The following is a 1,106-nucleotide window of genomic DNA, read 5'->3' on the forward strand; positions in this document are numbered from 1 at the left end:
CGCGGAGCGGAGCCATCCGGCCCCCGACCCGAAGCGGGCCGAGCAGCGTGAGCAGCGGGTCGCGGCCGGCCTGGCGGAGCTGGAACGCTGGCTGGCCGACCAGGTCCGGCAGGGACTGGCCGGGGCCCGGCGGCACGACCAGTGGGACGGGCTGGTCAAGCGCCTGGTCGACGCGCAGGCCCCGGGGCTCGCGGGGACCGTCTCGCGCCTCGGTTCCGTCCTGGCGGCCGAGGACTGGCCCGCCCGCCTCCTCAGCGAGTACTCCCTGCTCCACCTCCTGCTCGCCGCCCACCGGCGGACGGCCTCCCCGGAGGGGGCGCCGGACGCGCTCGGCGCGGGGCTGCGGCAGACCGTGCGCACGCGGATCGGCTTCCCCGTCGCCAAGGAGGAGGTGCTCGCCGGCGAGACGGTCCGCGACCGGTGGGACGTGCTCGGACGGCGCGACGAGGAGCAGGACCGGCTGACCGCGCGGCGGGTGTGGCTGCGCGGCAGGACGACCGGCCGGGCCGCGCTCGTGCTCTCCTTCGCCCCCGCCGGGCAGGCGCTGGACGCCTCGCTGGTCACCGGCACCACGATAGACGCCGACCTGGCGTTCTACCCCGGTTCGGCCCCGCTGCGCGCCCTGGTCGCCGAGCGCCGCGGCGCCGTCTCCGCGGGAGACCCGCCCGGGGTCCGCGTGGAGGAGGCCCTCGCGGAGGTGGCGGCGGCCCTGGCGGGCGACCCCTGGCTCGACTCGTGGCCGCTCGTGCTCGACCGGGTGGTCCCGGCGCGGGACGGCGGATGGCTGCTCGGCGGCCCGGGCGCGGGCTCCCGCTGCACCCGTCGGCGGGCGTGCCCTGGCGGCTGCTCGCCGTCTCGGGCGGGCATCCGCTGACGGTCGCCGCCGAATGGACCCCGCACGGCCTGCGACCGCTGGCGGCCTGGAACGAGGAAGGACTGGTCGTGCTGTGAGCACCCCCGCGAACATTCCGGTGACAGGTCCCGCGACCGGCGTCACGATCCCCTGGGAGGAGCTGGTCTCCGCCGCGCTCGTCGGCGCCGACCGCAGGCCGCCGCCCGGTGCGGCGGACCCGGCGGCGGAGCTGCTGGAGCAGGCCGCGGTGCAC

General features: G+C 78.5%; 1 pseudogene. It reads left to right on the forward strand.

The window, feature by feature from the left end:
- Positions 1 to 874: pseudogene (locus tag ACWJ6R_RS36845) on the forward strand (SWIM zinc finger family protein); the annotation flags it as partial.
- Between the last annotated feature and the right edge of the window lie 232 nt (positions 875 to 1,106).

The sequence above is a fragment of the Planomonospora algeriensis genome, from assembly GCF_977012225.1.